Source organism: Streptomyces glaucosporus, from assembly GCF_039533345.1.
Classification (GTDB): Bacteria; Actinomycetota; Actinomycetes; order Streptomycetales; family Streptomycetaceae; genus Streptomyces; species Streptomyces glaucosporus.
In genome coordinates this window covers 272,968-289,206 of sequence record NZ_BAAATJ010000002.1, presented here as the reverse complement: position 1 = coordinate 289,206, position 16,239 = coordinate 272,968, and the positions used below count along the sequence as shown (strand labels likewise).

The 16,239-nt window shown below is 73.0% G+C and carries 13 protein-coding genes, 1 pseudogene and 1 riboswitch; of the genes and pseudogenes, 7 read left to right on the top strand and 7 right to left on the bottom strand.

Annotation, left to right across the window (positions count from 1 at the left end):
* Positions 1 to 80: 80 nt before the first annotated feature.
* Both ABD358_RS03430 and ABD358_RS03425 read right to left on the bottom strand, forming a co-directional pair.
* Positions 81 to 1,550: an alpha,alpha-trehalose-phosphate synthase (UDP-forming) gene (locus tag ABD358_RS03430; RefSeq protein ID WP_344629293.1), complete on the bottom strand. Its 1,470-nt coding sequence runs from the start codon at positions 1,548 to 1,550 to the stop codon at positions 81 to 83.
* 256 nt (positions 1,551 to 1,806) lie between these two features.
* Positions 1,807 to 2,763: a glucosyl-3-phosphoglycerate synthase gene (locus tag ABD358_RS03425; RefSeq protein WP_344629292.1), complete on the bottom strand. Its 957-nt coding sequence runs from the start codon at positions 2,761 to 2,763 to the stop codon at positions 1,807 to 1,809.
* 361 nt (positions 2,764 to 3,124) lie between these two features.
* Positions 3,125 to 3,265: riboswitch (SAM riboswitch) on the top strand.
* Positions 3,266 to 3,283: 18 nt separating this feature from the next.
* On the opposite strand from ABD358_RS03425, the gene thrC reads away from it, so the two are divergent.
* The 5 genes from thrC to ABD358_RS03400 all read left to right on the top strand — a co-directional run bounded on the left by thrC (position 3,284) and on the right by ABD358_RS03400 (position 9,329).
* On the top strand, positions 3,284 to 4,564 hold the full coding sequence (gene thrC / locus ABD358_RS03420; protein WP_344629291.1) for a threonine synthase: 1,281 nt from the start codon (positions 3,284 to 3,286) through the stop codon (positions 4,562 to 4,564).
* Complete coding sequence (locus ABD358_RS03415; protein ID WP_344629290.1) at positions 4,561 to 4,839, top strand: MoaD/ThiS family protein; 279 nt, start codon at positions 4,561 to 4,563, stop codon at positions 4,837 to 4,839. Before thrC ends, ABD358_RS03415 begins: the two co-directional genes overlap by 4 nt.
* Before the next feature lie 490 nt (positions 4,840 to 5,329).
* Positions 5,330 to 5,533 carry a cold-shock protein gene (locus ABD358_RS03410; RefSeq protein WP_004986573.1) on the top strand — a complete coding sequence of 68 codons (204 nt, stop codon included), beginning with the start codon at positions 5,330 to 5,332 and terminating at the stop codon, positions 5,531 to 5,533.
* Positions 5,534 to 5,914: 381 nt separating this feature from the next.
* Positions 5,915 to 7,543 carry a chaperonin GroEL gene (gene groL, locus ABD358_RS03405; protein ID WP_344629289.1) on the top strand — a complete coding sequence of 543 codons (1,629 nt, stop codon included), beginning with the start codon at positions 5,915 to 5,917 and terminating at the stop codon, positions 7,541 to 7,543.
* A 304-nt stretch (positions 7,544 to 7,847) separates the two neighbouring features.
* Positions 7,848 to 9,329, top strand: a complete 1,482-nt coding sequence (locus tag ABD358_RS03400) for an alanine/glycine:cation symporter family protein (protein ID WP_344629288.1) — start codon at positions 7,848 to 7,850, stop codon at positions 9,327 to 9,329.
* A 140-nt stretch (positions 9,330 to 9,469) separates the two neighbouring features.
* Here the strand turns inward: ABD358_RS03400 and murQ are convergent, their stop codons facing one another.
* Together murQ and ABD358_RS03390 are read right to left on the bottom strand one after the other, a co-directional pair.
* Positions 9,470 to 10,426 carry an N-acetylmuramic acid 6-phosphate etherase gene (murQ, locus tag ABD358_RS03395; protein WP_344629287.1) on the bottom strand — a complete coding sequence of 319 codons (957 nt, stop codon included), beginning with the start codon at positions 10,424 to 10,426 and terminating at the stop codon, positions 9,470 to 9,472.
* Positions 10,427 to 10,557: 131 nt separating this feature from the next.
* Positions 10,558 to 11,493, bottom strand: a complete 936-nt coding sequence (locus ABD358_RS03390) for a MurR/RpiR family transcriptional regulator (RefSeq protein WP_344629448.1) — start codon at positions 11,491 to 11,493, stop codon at positions 10,558 to 10,560.
* Positions 11,494 to 11,599: 106 nt separating this feature from the next.
* Between ABD358_RS03390 and ABD358_RS03385 the strand changes: the two genes are divergently transcribed.
* A complete protein-coding gene (locus ABD358_RS03385) occupies positions 11,600 to 11,974 on the top strand; it encodes a hypothetical protein (RefSeq protein ID WP_344629286.1) in 375 nt (124 codons plus the stop codon).
* Between the two features lie 3 nt (positions 11,975 to 11,977).
* On the top strand, positions 11,978 to 12,325 hold the full coding sequence (locus ABD358_RS03380) for a DUF4031 domain-containing protein (RefSeq protein WP_344629285.1): 348 nt from the start codon (positions 11,978 to 11,980) through the stop codon (positions 12,323 to 12,325).
* Positions 12,326 to 12,448: 123 nt separating this feature from the next.
* On the opposite strand, the pseudogene ABD358_RS03375 reads toward ABD358_RS03380, so the two are convergent.
* The 3 genes and pseudogenes from ABD358_RS03375 to ABD358_RS03365 form a co-directional block, all read right to left on the bottom strand.
* Positions 12,449 to 13,704 (bottom strand): annotated as a pseudogene (locus ABD358_RS03375) (SpoIIE family protein phosphatase).
* The gene (locus ABD358_RS03370) at positions 13,701 to 14,504 is read right to left on the bottom strand and encodes an alpha/beta fold hydrolase (RefSeq protein WP_344629284.1); all 804 of its coding nucleotides are present in this window, start codon (positions 14,502 to 14,504) and stop codon (positions 13,701 to 13,703) included. Before ABD358_RS03370 ends, ABD358_RS03375 begins: the two are co-directional and overlap by 4 nt.
* Before the next feature lie 141 nt (positions 14,505 to 14,645).
* Positions 14,646 to 15,926 (bottom strand): Cmx/CmrA family chloramphenicol efflux MFS transporter, encoded by a 1,281-nt coding sequence (locus ABD358_RS03365; RefSeq protein WP_425576231.1) that lies wholly within the window; start codon positions 15,924 to 15,926, stop codon positions 14,646 to 14,648.
* Between the last annotated feature and the right edge of the window lie 313 nt (positions 15,927 to 16,239).

Here is a 16,239-nt window from a genome sequence, read left to right as displayed (position 1 = left end):
GACGCGCCCCCGGGGTGCGGCGGGCGCGGCTCGCGCCCCCCGGGGTGCGGCGGGCGCGGCTCGCGCCCGCCGCACCCCGGTCAGCTCCGCAGGGCGTCGAGCTGGCCGGTGAACCAGGCCGTGGGCGGCAGGGCGGTGGCCGCGGCGGCGAGCCGCTTGGTGCGTTCGGCGCGCTCGCCCGCTTCCATGGACAGCGCCCGGTGGAGGGCGTCGGCGGTGGCGCCGATGTCGTAGGGGTTGACGGTGATCGCGTCCTCGGCCAGCTCGGCGAAGGCCCCGGCCTCGCGGGAGAGGACCAGCGCGCAGCCGTGGTCGGAGACCACCGGGATCTCCTTGGCGACCAGGTTCATGCCGTCCCGGATGGGGTTGACCAGGGCGACGTCGGCCAGCCGGTACGCCGCCAGCGAGCGCGCGAAGTCGTCCTTGACGTGGAGGACGACCGGCGTCCAGTCCTCCGTGCCGTACGCCGCGTTGATCTGCTCGGCGACGCGGGAGACCTCCGCGGTGTAGTCGCGGTAGACGGCCAGGTCCTGCCGGGAGGGGTAGGCGAAGGCGACGTGGACGACCCGGTCGTGCCACTCGGGGTGGTCGTCCAGCAGCCGGCGGTAGGCGTGGAGGCCGCGGACGATGTTCTTGGACAGCTCGGTGCGGTCCACCCGGACGATCGTCCTGCGGGCGTTGCCGTCCCGGTCGAGGCCGATCTGCTCGCGCAGCGCGGCCATCCGCTCGTCCACGTCCGGGCGCCGGGAGCGCTCGCGCAGGAAGTCCGCGTCGGCGCCGAGGCCGTGGACGCCCACCCGCGTCGTGCGGCCCTCGTGCGTCACCACCATCTCGCCGTCGTCGCCCACGGCGACCTCCGCGCCGAGCAGCTTCACGCAGCACTCGGTGAACGCGTTGGCCCAGCGCTGGGTGAGGAAGGCGGCGCGGTCGGCGCCGAGGATGCCGCGCAGCACCTCGGCGGCCACCCCGCCGTCCGGGTCGTCCGGCAGCATCCGGAAGTAGTCCGGCGGCGCCCAGGGGGTGTGGGAGAAGTGCCCGATCCGCAGGTCGGGGCGCCGCTCGCGCAGCATGCCGGGGACGAGGGTGAGGTGGTAGTCCTGCACCAGGACGGCCGCGCCCTCGGCGGCCTCCTCGGCGAGGGCGTCGGCGAACGCCGCGTTGTACGCCTCGTAGGAGCGCCACTGCCGGTCGAAAGCGGTGTCGAAGGCGGGCTCCAGCGGCGTCTGGTAGAGCATGTGGTGGACGAACCACAGCACGGAGTTGGCGATGCCGTTGTAGGCGTCCGAGAAGACCTCCGGCGGTATGTCCAGCATCCGCACCGTCTGGCCGCCGGTGTCGGCCGGGTCGAGCCGGCCCTCCGTGCGCCGGACGGCCTCGCGGTCGCCGTCGCCCAGTGCCGCGCACACCCACACGGCGTCGCCCTTGACGGCCGACAGGCCGGAGACCAGCCCGCCGCCGCCGCGTTTGGCGGTCAGGTCGCCTCCCTCGCCGACCGAGTAGGAGACGGGCCCGCGGTTGGACGCGACGAGTACCTGGTGCCGAGTGACCATGCCCCGAACCTAGCCGCTGTCCGTACCGCGCAAACGTGCGGTTCTCGTCACACGGCGCTCACGGACGGTCGGACGGGCCGATTCGGTCCGGTGGCCGCGCGGACGGGGCCGAACGCCCCGGAAGCCGTCCGGAACCGTCCGGGAAGGACGCGGGAGAGCACGGAAGGACGCGGGGGGACGCCGGGGGACGTGCGAGCGCCCCGGCACGTGCCGGGGGACCGGCGCGCGCCGGGGCGGGCGGCCCCTTTCCGGTCCTTCAGGCGGCGCGGCGCCGGGTGTACTCCGGGACCGTGCACATCGGCGGGCGCTCCTCGGTGTCCACCGGGTGGGTGCGGGGGACGAAGCCCCCTTCGGGGGTGCGCTCGAACTGGGTCAGTTCCGGGCGTATGAGCGGGCCGCGCGCCAGCCGTACGTGGGCCGTGCGGTAGATGGCGGCGGCCATCCGGCCCAGGGCCAGCCCGTCCTGGTTGCGGTGCTTGCGCACGCCCACGTCGACCTGGCCGAGCGCGTCGAGCCCGACGGTGCGCAGCGCGTCCACCAGCAGGCCCAGTTCGACGCCGTAGCCGACGGGGAAGCTGAGCCGCTCCAGCAGGGAGCGCCGGGCGGCGTACTCCCCGCCCAGGGGCTGGACGACGCCCGCGAGCTGTGGCCAGTACAGGTTGAGCAGGGGGCGCGCGACCAGCTCGGTGACCCGGCCGCCGCCCACCCGGCTGTCGCCGATGGCGCGGTCGTACATCGCCTTGACCATCGCCACGTCGGGATCGGTCAGCAGGGGGCCGACGATGCCCGAGACGAAGACCGGGTCGAAGTCCCGCAGGTCCGCGTCGACGAAGCAGACGATCTCCCCGCTGGTGACCAGCAGCGACCGCCACAGCACCTCGCCCTTGCCGGGCAGGGTGGGCAGCCGGGGCAGGATCTCGTCCCGGTGCACCACCTTCGCGCCCGCGGCCGCGGCGACCGCGGAGGTGCGGTCGGTGGAGCCGGAGTCCACCACGATCAGCTCGTCGACCAGGGGTGTCTCCTCGGTCATCAGCTCGCTGCGGATGGCGGCGACGATGTCGCCGACCGTCGCCTCCTCGTTGAGTGCCGGAAGCACCACGCTCACACTGCCCGCCGGCCCGGCCGCCCGCTTCGCGGCCAGCAGCCGGGGCAGCGGGCGGTCGACAGCGCTCCAGGAGCGTCGTTCCAGCCAGTGGTCGACCTCATCCAGCACGTGTCGCCTCCCTAGTCCTCGGCGTCCCGGGTGTCCCCGGCGTCCCAGGCATTCTGGGGGAGCGGGGTTTCCCGAACGTTTTCGGCGTTGGTCGTGATCGGGTCGTGATCGGGTCGCGGTCGGGCCGGGCGGGGTCGGGTCCGCCCGCCGCCTGCCGCCGGTGCCGTGTTCCCGGGCCTCCGCTCCCGGAACCTGTGCGCCGCGTCCCGCGCGGCTCGTATGCGGTTCGTCTCGCGGTTCGGACGGCCGACCTGAATGCCGGAGGTGTCGGTTACAGTCTTGGGCAGCGCATGGGAGTTTCGCATCTCGGGACACCGGCGTGCACAAACGCCCCGGTCAGGGTAATGGCCGGGTGCCATAGAGCTCATCCAGAGGGGCAGAGGGAACGGCCCGTTGAAGCCCCGGCAACCCTCCCGCCGGCACTCGTTCACAACAGTCCGAGGCCACGGTGGGGAAGGTGCCAATTCCGGCCCGGACGAGGGACGTCCGGGGAAGATGAGGAGAAAGGGCCTCGCCATCCATGGCTGTGCAGACTGTTGCAAGCAGCACCGATATCTCGCTCGGTCCCGCCGTTGCGCTCTCCTGTCGCGAATGCGGTGAGCGCTTCCCCCTCGGACCGGTCTTCGCCTGTGAGGCGTGTTTCGGGCCGCTGGAGATCGCGTACGAGCTGCCCGCGGGAGACCCGGAGGGCCTGCGCAGGCGGATCGAGGCCGGACCGAACAGCATCTGGCGCTACGCCCCGCTGCTGCCCGTGCCGGCCGACGTGGCGGACAAGCCCAACATGAACCCGGGCTTCACCAGGCTGGTCAAGGCCGACAACCTCGCCCGCGAGCTGGGCGTCACCGGCGGCCTGTACGTCAAGGACGACTCCGGCAACCCGACGCACTCCTTCAAGGACCGGGTGGTCGCCATCGCCGTCGAGGCCGCCCGCGCCTTCGGCTTCACCACCCTCTCGTGCTCCTCCACCGGCAACCTGGCCGGCGCGGTCGGCGCCGCCGCCGCCCGGGCGGGGCTGCGCTCCTGCGTCTTCATCCCGCACGACCTGGAGCAGGGCAAGGTCGTGATGGCCGCGGTCTACGGTGGCGACCTGGTCGGCATCGAGGGCACCTACGACGACGTGAACCGCTTCTGCTCCGAGCTGATCGGCGATCCCGCGGGCGAGGGCTGGGGGTTCGTCAACGTCAACCTCCGCCCCTACTACGCGGAGGGCTCCAAGACCCTGGCGTACGAGATCTGCGAGCAGCTCGGCTGGAGGCTGCCGGACCAGCTCGTCATCCCGATCGCCTCCGGCTCCCAGCTGACCAAGATCGACAAGGGGCTGCGCGAGCTGATCGCGCTGGGTCTGGTCGAGGACAGGCCGTACCGGATCTTCGGCGCCCAGGCCGAGGGCTGCTCGCCGGTGTCGCGGGCCTTCAAGGAGGGCCACGACGTGGTGCGCCCGGTGCGGCCGGACACCATCGCCAAGTCCCTGGCCATCGGCAACCCGGCCGACGGCCCGTACGTCCTGGACATCGCCCGCCGCACCGGCGGCGCCGTGGAGGACGTGAACGACGAGCAGGTCGTCGAGGCGATCAAGCTGCTGGCCCGCACCGAGGGCGTCTTCGCGGAGACCGCGGGCGGCGTGACCGTCGGCGTGACGAAGAAGCTGATCGAGCAGGGCGTGCTCGACCCGTCCCTGACCACCGTCGTCCTCAACACCGGCGACGGCCTGAAGACCCTGGACGCGGTGGCGCCGACCACCGGACCGTCCGCGATCATCCGTCCCAACCTGGACTCCTTCCGAGAGGCTGGCCTGGCATGAGTGTCTCCGTCCGTATCCCGACGATCCTGCGCACGTACACCGGGGGCCGGGCCGAGGTGACGGCCGAGGGCGCGACGCTGGCCGAGGTCCTGGCGGACCTGGACAAGAACCACCAGGGCATATCCGCCCGGGTGCTGGACGACTCCGGCAAGCTGCGCCGCTTCGTGAACGTCTACGTCAACGACGACGACGTCCGCTTCTCCGAGGGCCTCCAGACGCCGACCCCGGACGGTGCGAACGTCTCGATCATCCCGGCCGTCGCGGGCGGCTGCTGACGGCCGCCGCCCACCGCCGGCGGCCTCCTCCGAGGGCGCGTACAGGCGGCCCCGCCTCCCGGCGGAACAGACCGGGAGGCGGGGCCGCCGGCGTGCGCGCCCCCTGCGGACCTCCGCTCCCCGGGCGATGAGCGGAATTGTCAATTCCGCCCTCTCGGGAACGGTAGAGTGAGCGTGCCTCCCCCCGAATGTGCGCCCCGGCGCCCACAAGAACGCGACAACTTGCGCCCAAATTCGCTGCGGCAATTGTCGTGTTGGTCCGCTATGCCCGGCCCGGGTTGCCCCACTTTCCTGTCGTTCATGTGTTTTTCGGTAATCCGACGTGACCGGAATTCTCATCCGGAAGACCTGTTGCGGAGGGCGTCTGCCCGGATACATTCGGCCGCGGTCGACGCGTTCCGGCGCACACCCCCTCTCGCCGGGGGGTGAGATCTGACCCGGGTCCGCGGAGTGTGGACTCGTGCAAGGGCCAGCAATAGGGGAGTTAGGAATGGCTCAAGGCACCGTCAAGTGGTTCAACGCGGAGAAGGGGTACGGCTTCATCGCGGTCGACGGTGGTGCGGACGTGTTCGTCCACTACAGCGCGATCCAGATGGACGGCTACCGCACCCTTGAGGAAGGACAGCGAGTCGAGTTCGAGATCTCGCAGGGTCAGAAGGGTCCGCAGGCGGACATGGTCCGCGTGACGGCCTGAAGCGCCGGCCACTCGCACCAGAACAGCAGTAGACGGCACAGGAGGGCCCGCGCCCCGTACGGGGCGCGGGCCCTCCGTCGTGTCCCCGGCCGGCCCCGCGGCGGCGTCCCGCTCCTCTCCGCGCCCCGTCCGCACGGGCGCGCGGAGGCTTCGGAGGCCGGACGCGCTTGCACTCGGAGGGGTCGAGTGCTAATCATTGCGTTAGCACTCCGAAGGTGAGAGTGACAGCACGAGGACCGGTTCGGTGAGGTGCGCAAGCCCGGTGGAGCAGGGAACCCCGGGAGTGCGGGCCGTCCGTCGCGGGCGCCAGAGCGGTCCGGAGAAATCCTCCCCCAGCCTCCGGGCCGGGGAGACCCCCAAAGTCTGGGAGGACCACTTCACATGGCCAAGATCATCGCGTTCGACGAGGAGGCGCGGCGCGGCCTCGAGCGCGGTATGAACCAGCTCGCCGACGCCGTCAAGGTCACGCTCGGCCCCAAGGGCCGCAACGTCGTCCTTGAGAAGAAGTGGGGCGCCCCCACGATCACCAACGACGGTGTGTCCATCGCCAAGGAGATCGAGCTCGAGGACCCGTACGAGAAGATCGGCGCCGAGCTGGTCAAGGAGGTCGCCAAGAAGACGGACGACGTCGCCGGTGACGGTACGACCACCGCGACCGTCCTCGCCCAGGCGCTCGTCCGCGAGGGTCTGCGCAACGTCGCCGCCGGCGCCAACCCCATGGCCCTCAAGCGCGGTATCGAGAAGGCCACCGAGGCCGTCTCCGCCGCCCTGCTGGAGCAGGCCAAGGAGGTCGAGACCAAGGAGCAGATCGCTTCCACCGCCTCCATCTCCGCCGCCGACACCCAGATCGGCGAGCTGATCGCCGAGGCGATGGACAAGGTCGGCAAGGAAGGCGTCATCACCGTCGAGGAGTCGCAGACCTTCGGGCTGGAGCTGGAGCTCACCGAGGGCATGCGCTTCGACAAGGGCTACATCTCCGCCTACTTCGCCACCGACATGGAGCGGATGGAGGCGGTCCTGGAGGACCCCTACATCCTGATCGCCAACCAGAAGATCTCCGCGGTCAAGGACCTGCTCCCGCTCCTGGAGAAGGTCATGCAGGCCGGCAAGCCGCTGCTGATCATCGCCGAGGACGTCGAGGGCGAGGCCCTGTCGACCCTGGTGGTCAACAAGATCCGCGGCACCTTCAAGTCCGTCGCCGTCAAGGCCCCGGGCTTCGGCGACCGCCGCAAGGCCATGCTCCAGGACATCGCCATCCTCACCGGCGGCCAGGTCATCTCCGAGGAGGTCGGCCTCAAGCTGGAGAACGCCGGTCTGGAGCTGCTGGGCCGCGCCCGCAAGGTCGTCATCACCAAGGACGAGACCACCATCGTCGACGGTGCCGGTGACAGCGAGCAGGTCAACGGCCGGGTCAACCAGATCCGCGCCGAGATCGAGAACTCCGACTCCGACTACGACCGCGAGAAGCTCCAGGAGCGTCTGGCGAAGCTGGCCGGCGGCGTGGCCGTCATCAAGGCCGGCGCCGCCACCGAGGTGGAGCTGAAGGAGCGCAAGCACCGCATCGAGGACGCCGTCCGCAACGCGAAGGCCGCCGTCGAGGAGGGCATCGTCGCCGGTGGTGGCGTGGCCCTGCTGCAGGCGACCAACGTCTTCGAGAAGCTGGAGCTGGAGGGCGACGAGGCCACCGGTGCCGCCGCCGTCAAGGCCGCGCTGGAGGCCCCGCTCAAGCAGATCGCGGTCAACGCCGGCCTCGAGGGCGGCGTCATCGTGGAGAAGGTGCGCAACCTGACCCCGGGCCACGGTCTGAACGCCGCGACCGGTGAGTACGTGGACATGATCGCCGAGGGCATCATCGACCCGGCCAAGGTCACCCGCTCCGCGCTGCAGAACGCCGCCTCCATCGCGGCGCTCTTCCTCACCACCGAGGCCGTCATCGCCGACAAGCCGGAGAAGGCCTCGGCCGGTGCCGACGCCGCCGCCGGCGGCATGGGCGGTGGCATGGACTTCTGATCCGCCTCCAGCGGATCGGCTGTCCCGCCGCGCGTACCCGCGAGCGGTACGCGGAAGCAGGCCACGAGGGCGGCACTCCCGCACGGGGGTGCCGCCCTTCGGCGCGTCCGGCCCCCGCGGCGCAGCGGCGACGCGGGATCCGGTCTTGCGGCCACGCTGTCCAGGATGTGAGATTACGCACCGGGGCACGGTCTGTTCCGGGCACGTGCCGACAGTTACCCTCCCAGGGGCGGCCAAGCGGAATTCTTCATTCCGCGATCCGTCCGGAGCCGTCCCCCCACCCGACCTCCTGGACGACGACACGATGAGCACGCTCGACACCCTGATCGTCGAGATCAACGACCACTTCTGGACCTACCTGCTGATCCCCCTGGTGGCGGTGGCAGGCCTCTACTTCACCCTCCGGTCGCGGGCCCTCCAGCTCCGGCTCCTCCCGGAGATGTTCAGAGTGATCAAGGAGCAGCCCGAGACCCGCGGCGACGGCACCAAGTCCGTCTCCCCCTTCGGCGCCTTCACCATCTCGGCCGCCGCCCGCATCGGCACCGGCAACATCGCCGGTGTCGCCAGCGCCATCACCCTCGGCGGTGCCGGCGCGGTCTTCTGGATGTGGGTCATGGCGATCGTGGGCGGCGCCTCCGCGTTCGTGGAGTCCACCCTCGCGCAGCTCTACAAGGTGCGCGAGCGGACCCCGGGCAGCGAGGGCACCTACCGCGGCGGCCCCGCGTACTACATGCAGCGCGGCCTGGGCAAGCGCTGGGTGGGCGTGGTCTTCGCCGTGGTCATCACCCTCACCTTCGGCCTGGTCTTCACGGCCGTGCAGTCCAACACCATCTCCACCGTCACCGCCGGATCGCTCGGCGACGGCACCCCCGGCTGGTTCGCGCCGGCCGTGGGCGCGGCGCTGGCGGTGCTGCTCGGCCTCGCCGTCTTCGGCGGCGTGCGGCGGATCGCCTCCGTCACGCAGGTCATGGTCCCGGTGATGGCGCTCCTGTACCTGGTCGTCGGCCTCGCCGTGGTGGTGCTCAACGTCTCGGAGGTGCCGCGCGTGTTCGCCGACATCGTCGGCGGCGCCTTCGGCATCCGCGAGGTCGTGGGCGGCGGCGTCGGCGCGGCCATCCAGCAGGGCGTGCGCCGCGGCATGTTCTCCAACGAGGCCGGCCTGGGCTCGGCCCCGAACGCCGCCGCCGCGGCCGAGACCTCCCACCCGGTCAAGCAGGGCCTGGTGCAGACCCTGGGCGTCTTCTTCGACACCCTGGTGGTCTGCTCGATGACCGCCTTCATCATCCTCTCCACCAACCCCGAGCTCTCCGGCCGCCAGGGCGCCGACCTCACCCAGTCCGCCCTCCAGGACACCCTGGGCGGCTGGGCGGGCCACCTGCTGACGGTGGTGGTCTTCCTGCTCGCCTTCAGCTCGATGATCGGCAACTACTACTACGGCGAGTCCAACATCGAGTTCATCACCGGGAAGCGCTCGGCGCTGTTCGGCTACCGCGGCCTGGTCCTGGCGGCCACCTTCCTGGGCGCGCTGGGCTCGGTGAGCGTGGTGTGGAACCTCGCCGACGTCACCATGGGAGTCATGGCCCTGGTCAACCTGCTGGCCATCCTGCCGCTGTCGGTGATCGCCTTCCGGCTGCTGGACGACTACCTCGCCCAGCGCCGCACCGGCCTGAACCCGGTCTTCACCCGCGACCGCCTGCCGGACCTGACCGGAGTGGAGTGCTGGGAGCCCGCGACCGCCGGGACGCCGGAGCGAGGCGGGGAGACGGCGGCCACGAACGCCGGCTGACCCGCGGCACCGCCGCACGCGCACGGCCACGAGGGCGGCGCCCCCCACGGGGGCGCCGCCCTCCGGCGTGTGCGCGGGCACACGCCCGGGCCGGTGCGCCCCGACGTTCCCCGCGGCCCCCGCGTCCCCGCGGCCCGGCGTCAGCTCCGCGCCGCCTCCAGCGCGGCCCGCAGATGTCCTCCCGACTCCCGCAGCAGGCGCTCGGCCGTGGGACCGTCCACCTCGCCCAGGATGGTGAGAATGGCGTTCTTCACCTCGCCGTCGGTGGCGGCGAGCGCCGACTCGATCCGCTCGTCGCTCGCGCCCGTGGCGAGCGAGACGATCCGGCGCGAGCGGGCCCGCAGCTTCGCGTTCGAGGCACGGACGTCGACCATCAGGTTCCCGTACGTCTTGCCCAGCCGGATCATGGTGATGGTCGAGATCATGTTGAGGACCAGCTTCTGGGCCGTGCCCGCCTTGAGCCGGGTGGACCCGGTCAGCAGCTCCGGCCCGACGACGACCTCGATGCCGTGGTCGGCCGCCGCCGCCAGCGGCGATCCGGCGTTGCAGGACAGTCCGACCGTCAGCGCACCCAGCCGCCGCGCGTGCTCCACCGCGCCCACGGCGTACGGGGTGCGGCCGGAGGCCGAGACGCCGACCACCACGTCGTCCGGGCCCACCCCCAGCCCGTCCAGATCGGCCGCGGCGAGGTCCCCGCGGTCCTCGGCGCCCTCGGCCGCGCGCACCAGCGCCGCCGGGCCCCCCGCCACCAGGCCGACGACCTGGGCGGGGTCGGTGTTGAAGGTGGGTGGGCACTCGCTGGCGTCCAGCACGCCCAGCCGCCCGGCCGTCCCCGCCCCCGCGTAGACCAGCCGGCCGCCGCGCGACATCCGCGCGGCGATGGCGTCGATGGCCTCGGCGATGCGGGGCAGCTGCGCGGCGACGGCGGCGGGGACGGTGGCGTCCTCCCCGTTCATGATCCTGGCGATCTCCAGGGTGGGCAGCCGGTCGATGTCGGCCAGGTCGCTGCGGAACGCCTCGGTGGTGAGGGTCTCCAGTTCGGCGCGGAGCCGGCCGTAGGGGGAGTGCGGGGCGCCGTCGGCGGTCGGAGGGGTCATCGGGATGCGGCTCTTTCCGTTCTTCCGTGGTGCCGGGGCCTGCCTCCCGTGCGGCGCCCGGGCGTGGGTGGGGGGTGGGGCTGTGCTGTGCGCCTGTGCGCCTGTGCGCCGTACGGCGGGAGCGGCGGGGGTCAGCGCTGCCGGGGGGAGTGGCGGTGGGCCAGCGCCTCGTAGGAGGCCGACAGCGCGGGGGCGGCGGTCTCGTAGGTGCGCTGGGCCACCCCGATGAACAGGCAGTCCACGACGAGGAGCTGGCCGGTCCGGCTGGACATGGCCGCCGGGCGCAGTTCGCTCTCGCGTGCGGTGGAGGCGGTCAGGACGTGGTCGGCGTACTGGGCTATCTCCCCGTCGGGCCGCCCGGTGACCGCCACGGTGGTGGCACCGCGGTCGAAGGCGACGCGCAGCGGTTCGATCACGTCCACCGTACGGCCGGAGTGCGTGATCGCCACGGCGACGTCGCCGGAGCGGAGCTGGACGGCGGTGGTGACCGCCAGGTGCGGGTCGGCGTGGGCGTGGGCGACCAGCCCGATGCGCAGCAGCTTCTGCACCAGGTCCTGGGCGACCAGGGCGGAGGCGCCCACCCCGTAGACGTCGATGCGGCGGGCGCCGGCCATCGCGTCCACGGCCGCCTCCACCTGGCCCGGGTCCAGCGCGGCGGCGGTGTCGGCGAGGGTCTGCCGCTCGTCGTGGGCGAGCTTGGCGATGACGTCCTCGATGGGGTCGTCCACGGCGATGTCGGCGGTGACCGAGGGCGCCGCGCCGGACGCCTGCTGCGCGGCGAGCCCGGCCAGCGCCAGCCGCAGGTCCCGGTAGCCGGGGTAGCCCAGGAGGCGCGAGGTCCGCACCACGGTGGCCTCGCTGGTGCCGGTGCGCTCGGCGAGGCCGGTGACGGTGAGCTGCGCGCACCCGGCCGGATCGCCGGCGACGGCCTCGGCGACGCGCTGCATGGAGCGGGTCATGGAGGGGGCCAGGGTGCGCACCTTGGCCGCGAGGGCGGCGGGTCCGGGCGGGCCGGGGCGGCGGGCCGGGGCGGTGCCGCGGGCCGGGGCGGCGGAACTTTCCTTCACGCTGTCGTCCACGTGGCGGAAGGTATTTTCACCGGCGGGGGCCGTCAAGACCGCGTGCGCCCACCGTGCCCCGTCCGGCGCGGCGCTCTGGTCCAATGGAGGGGCTATGACAGAACAGCAGCCCTCGCCCCCCGCCCTCGAACAGGCCCTCCACTCCGCCCGGGCGCTCGTCCTCGCCGACCTCACCGCCGGCGGCATCGCCGGGGCCGAGGTCGTCTCCCTGGTGGAGGACGCGGTCTCCCACCGCCGCTGGTGGGTCGAGCAGTGGCCGGAGGGCGCCTCCTTCCTGGCGGGCCTGGTCGCCCAGGACGTCCAGGACGCGCTGCTGGACCGCCACGGCCGCTGGCCGGTCTGCCCGGTGTGCTCCGGCACGGAGGAGCACGCGCTCGACGTCGAACCGGAGCTGGGCCCGGACCCGCACTGGGTGTGCGGCCGGACGGCGACGGAGGTGGCGCCCGTCGGGCGGCTGGGGCGGGCCTGAGGCGTGACCGTCTACATCGACCCGCCGGTCTGGCCCGGCCACGGCAGACTGTGGTCGCACCTGGTCAGCGACGTCTCCTACGAGGAGCTCCACGCGTTCGCCGCCGCCCTGGGCTGCCCGCCGCGCGCCTTCGACCGCGACCACTACGACGTGCCGGGCGCGTACTACGAGCGGGCGGTGCGGCTGGGCGCGGTCGAGGTGGGCAGCAAGGAGCTGCTGCGGAGGCTGACGGAGGCGGGGCTGCGCCGCCGCAAGCACCGGGCGGGCGCCGCCGGGGGCCGCGGTGCCGCGGCCCCCGGACCGCCGGAGGACTCCGGTCCTGCGGAGCGGCTCCCGGGACGGACGTGCTGACCGGCGGCGGGCGGAGGGTCCGGGCCCTTTGCCCCGGGCGGCCGGGCTGAGCCGGAGGGGCGGCGCGCGGTCGGCGGCGTCCCCCGGAGACGCCGGGCGGGCGCGTCCCGGACGGCCGCGCGGTCAGGCCGGCGTCCGGTCCGCCGGGACGCCCAGGGCCAGGACGGCGGTGTCGTCCTCCAGCCCCTCCTCGAAGCCCTCCAGCAGCTTGCCGACCGCGGCGACGGTCTGGGCCGCCCCGGCCGGGGCCAGCTCGCCGGCGAAGGCCAGCAGGTCCTCCTCCCCGTAGCGGCCGCCGGAGTCGTCGGTGCGGGCCTCGGTCAGTCCGTCGGTGTAGAGCATCAGGGTGTCGCCGGGGTCCAGCCGCACGTCGACGGCGGTGAAGCGGGCGTCGGGCAGCGGGCCGACGAGCTGGCCGCCGGGGGTGTGCACGTACTCGGCGGTGCCGTCGGCGCGCAGCAGCAGCGCCGGGGGGTGGCCGCCGGAGGCGAGGGTGAGCGAGCAGCCGCGGTCGCCGGGGGAGAGCACCCCGAAGATCACGGTGCAGTAGCGCGGGATGCCGCTCTGGTTCTCGTGGTTGAGGACGGTGTTGAGGTTGGCCAGCACCCTGAGCGGGTCCGGGTCGTAGACGCTCGCGGAGCGCAGCGTGTAGCGGGTCAGGGAGGTCAGGGCCGCCGCGCCCGCGCCCTTGCCGGACACGTCGCCCAGGAAGACGCCCCACCGGCCGTCCGAGAGGGGGAACAGGTCGTAGAAGTCGCCGCCGACCTCGTCCGCCGAGGCCGTGTGGTAGGACGTGGCGACCTCGGCGCCCGGCACCTCGGGCAGGACCGGGGGCAGCAGGCTGCGCTGGAGGGTGCGGGCCAGGCGTTCCACGCGTTCGCGCTCGCGCTCGGCCTCCCGGCGGGCGCGCAGCAGTTCGCGCTCGTAGGAGCGGCGGTCGCGGGCGTCGAAGACGGTGGTGCGGATCAGCAGGGGGCGGCCGTCGGGGGCGTGCCTGACCCTGGAGGTGACCAGCACCGGCAGCCGTCCGCCGTCCTCATCTCCAGGGCGATCCCGCCCAGGTGGCCCTGCATGTGCAGCAGCGGGGCGAAGTGGGTCTCGTGGTAGAGCCGGCCGCCCACGGTGAGCAGGTCGGGGAAGGACCGGCGGCCGACCAGCTCCTCGCGGGTGCGGCCGAGCCAGTCCAGCAGGGTGGCGTTGACCTTGACGATCGTCCCGTCCATGAGGGTGGACAGGTAGCCGCAGGGGGCGTTCTCGTACAGGTCCTCGGCGCTCTCCCGGAGCTCCTCGGCGGTGTCCGGCGGCAGTTCGGGGACGGCCCCGGCGACACGGTCACCGCCGTCTCCGGGGCCTGGTGAGGGTCCCGCGCGGGACGTCACCGCTTCCTCACGAAGGAGGCGATCGCCCCGGCGGTGGCCTCGGGCGCGCTGAGCTGCGGGCAGTGGCCGGTGGCGCCGTCGAGGGTGACCAGGACGGAGCCGGGGATCCGGTCCCGGACGAACTCGGCCACCTCCGGCGGGGCGATCGCGTCCGGGACGCACCGGACCACCAGCGTGGGCACGCTCACCCCGGCCAGGTCCTCCCGGTTGTCGGACAGGAAGGTGGTCCGGGCGAAGACGCGGGCCATGTCCGGGTCGGTGCGGCAGAAGCTGTTGGTCAGCTCCTCGCCCAGTTCGGGCCGCTCCGGGTTCCCCATGATCATCGGGGCCATCGCCGCCGACCAGCCCAGGTAGTTGCTGTCCAGGGACTCCAGCAGCTCCTCGACGTCCTCCTTGCTGAATCCGCCCCGGTAGTCGCCCTCGTCGATGTAGCAGGGGGAGGGGACGAGCAGGACCAGTCCGGCGAACCGCTCCGGTTCCCGCCGCACCGCCAGCACGCCGATCATGGAGCTGACGGAGTGTCCCACGAACGTCACGTCCCGCAGGTCCAGCTCCCGGCAGATCTCCAGCACGTCGTCCGCGTACCCCTCCAGGGAGGAGTAACGCGAGGCGTCCCAGGCATCCGGGTGCGAGCGGCCGGAGCCGACGTGGTCGAAGAGCACCACCCGGAACTCCTCGGCGAGGACGGGAACCACCAGGCGCCAGAGGTTCTGGTCGCAGCCGAACCCGTGGGCGAGGAGCAGCACCGGTCCGTCCTCCCGGCCGGTGACGGTGACGTTGTTCCTGGTGCGCACGTCCATGCTGTACGTCCTCTCGACCGGCCCCCCGCCCTGCCGCGGACCGCGGGCCGCGGGCGGTTCACAGGACCACTGACCACCGAGGGTAACGTCATACGGTGAGGTCGTCGTGCCGGTGACCCGCGAGGCGTCCCGCCTCCCGGGTCAGCCCGCCGCCGTGCCGGTGTCCGCCGCCGGTACGGCCGGCGCGGGGCGGGAGCCGGCCACGACGCGGGAGGCGGCCGTGCGCCGGTGCCACCGGGAGGCGACCGCCGTCGCGCCGACGGCCGCGACGGCCAGCGCGGCGCTGGTCCAGGAGACGGCCTTGTAGCCCCAGCCCGCGCCGATCACCAGGCCGCCGACCCAGGGGCCGAGCGTGTTGCCGATGTTGAACGCCGAAGTGTTGGTCGCGCCGGCCAGGGTGGGGGCGGCGCCGGCGATGTCGAACATCCGGGCGTTGATGGCGGGGGCGGTGAAGAAGGACGTCAGGCCCAGGCACAGGGCGAGCCCGACGGCCGCCGCCGGCAGGTGCGCGGTCAGCGCCAGCAGGGCCAGGACCGCGGTGGTGGCGGCGAGGCCGGTGTACATCGTCCCGAACAGGTGCGCGTCGGCGACCCGGCCGCCGACGGCGGTGCCGATCAGCGCGCCGACCCCGTACAGCACCAGGACGGTGGGCACCCAGCTCTCGTCCAGGCCGGCGGTGTCGGTGAGCAGCGGGGAGAGGTAGGAGAAGAGGCAGAAGGTCGCGGCGGCGTTGAGCGCGGTGATCGCGATCGCCAGCCACACCTGGCCGTCCCGGTAGATCCGCAGCTCCCGGCGGAGCCGGGGCCGCTCCGCGCCGGTGGGCGGCTGCGTCCGGGGCACCAGCGCGAGCACGCCCGCCAGGGCGAGCGCCGACATGGCGGCCACCGCCCAGAACGCGGCCCGCCAGCCCGCGTGCTGCCCCAGCACCGCGCCGGCCGGGACGCCCACCACGTTGGCGATGCTCAGCCCGCCGATCATCACGGACATCGCCCGCGCCTTCATCCCAGGCGGCGCCAGCGACACGGCCACCGCCGCGCCCACCGCCCAGAACCCGGCGCACGCCAGCGCGCTCACCACCCGCGAGGCGAACAGCACCCCGTACGAGGGCGCCACGGCCCCGGCGACCTGGCCCAGCCCGAAGACGGCCAGCAGCGCGATGAGCGTGGTGCGCTGCGGCAGCCGCAGCGTCGCCCCGGCCAGCACCGGGGCCCCGACCACCATCCCGATCGCGAAGGCGGACACCAGCAGCCCGGCCTGCGGGATGGACACGTCCATGTCGCGGGCGAGCGGCTGGAGCAGCCCGGAGATCATGAACTCCGAGGTGCCGAGTGCGAAGACGGACAGCCCCAGGACGTAAACGGCCAGGGGCATGCGGGGGCGCTCGGCGCGCCCGTCGGGGAGCGGGGTGTCGGATCGTGGCATGCCCGGGACCAACGCCGCGGTGATCGCCTTCATTCCCGTCGCCCGTGGCGCGCGGGAGGCGCGGGGCGCCGGGCGGGACGGGCGACGGTCGCGCGGGCGGCGGCAACGGGCGCGGGGACCAACCGTGACGAGCCGCTCGAAACGCTGCGCAGAAGGCCAAAGCGAGAAAATTTTTTGATTGGCGGCATACAGGGAGAAGGAAAAGGGAGGGGGAAACGGTTCGTGTTTCCCTTGCGACGGTGAGAAGCGATTGTCTACAATCGCTGAAAGCGATCGCCTCACCACCTTTGTTCTGCCATCGTGAACGCAGGGC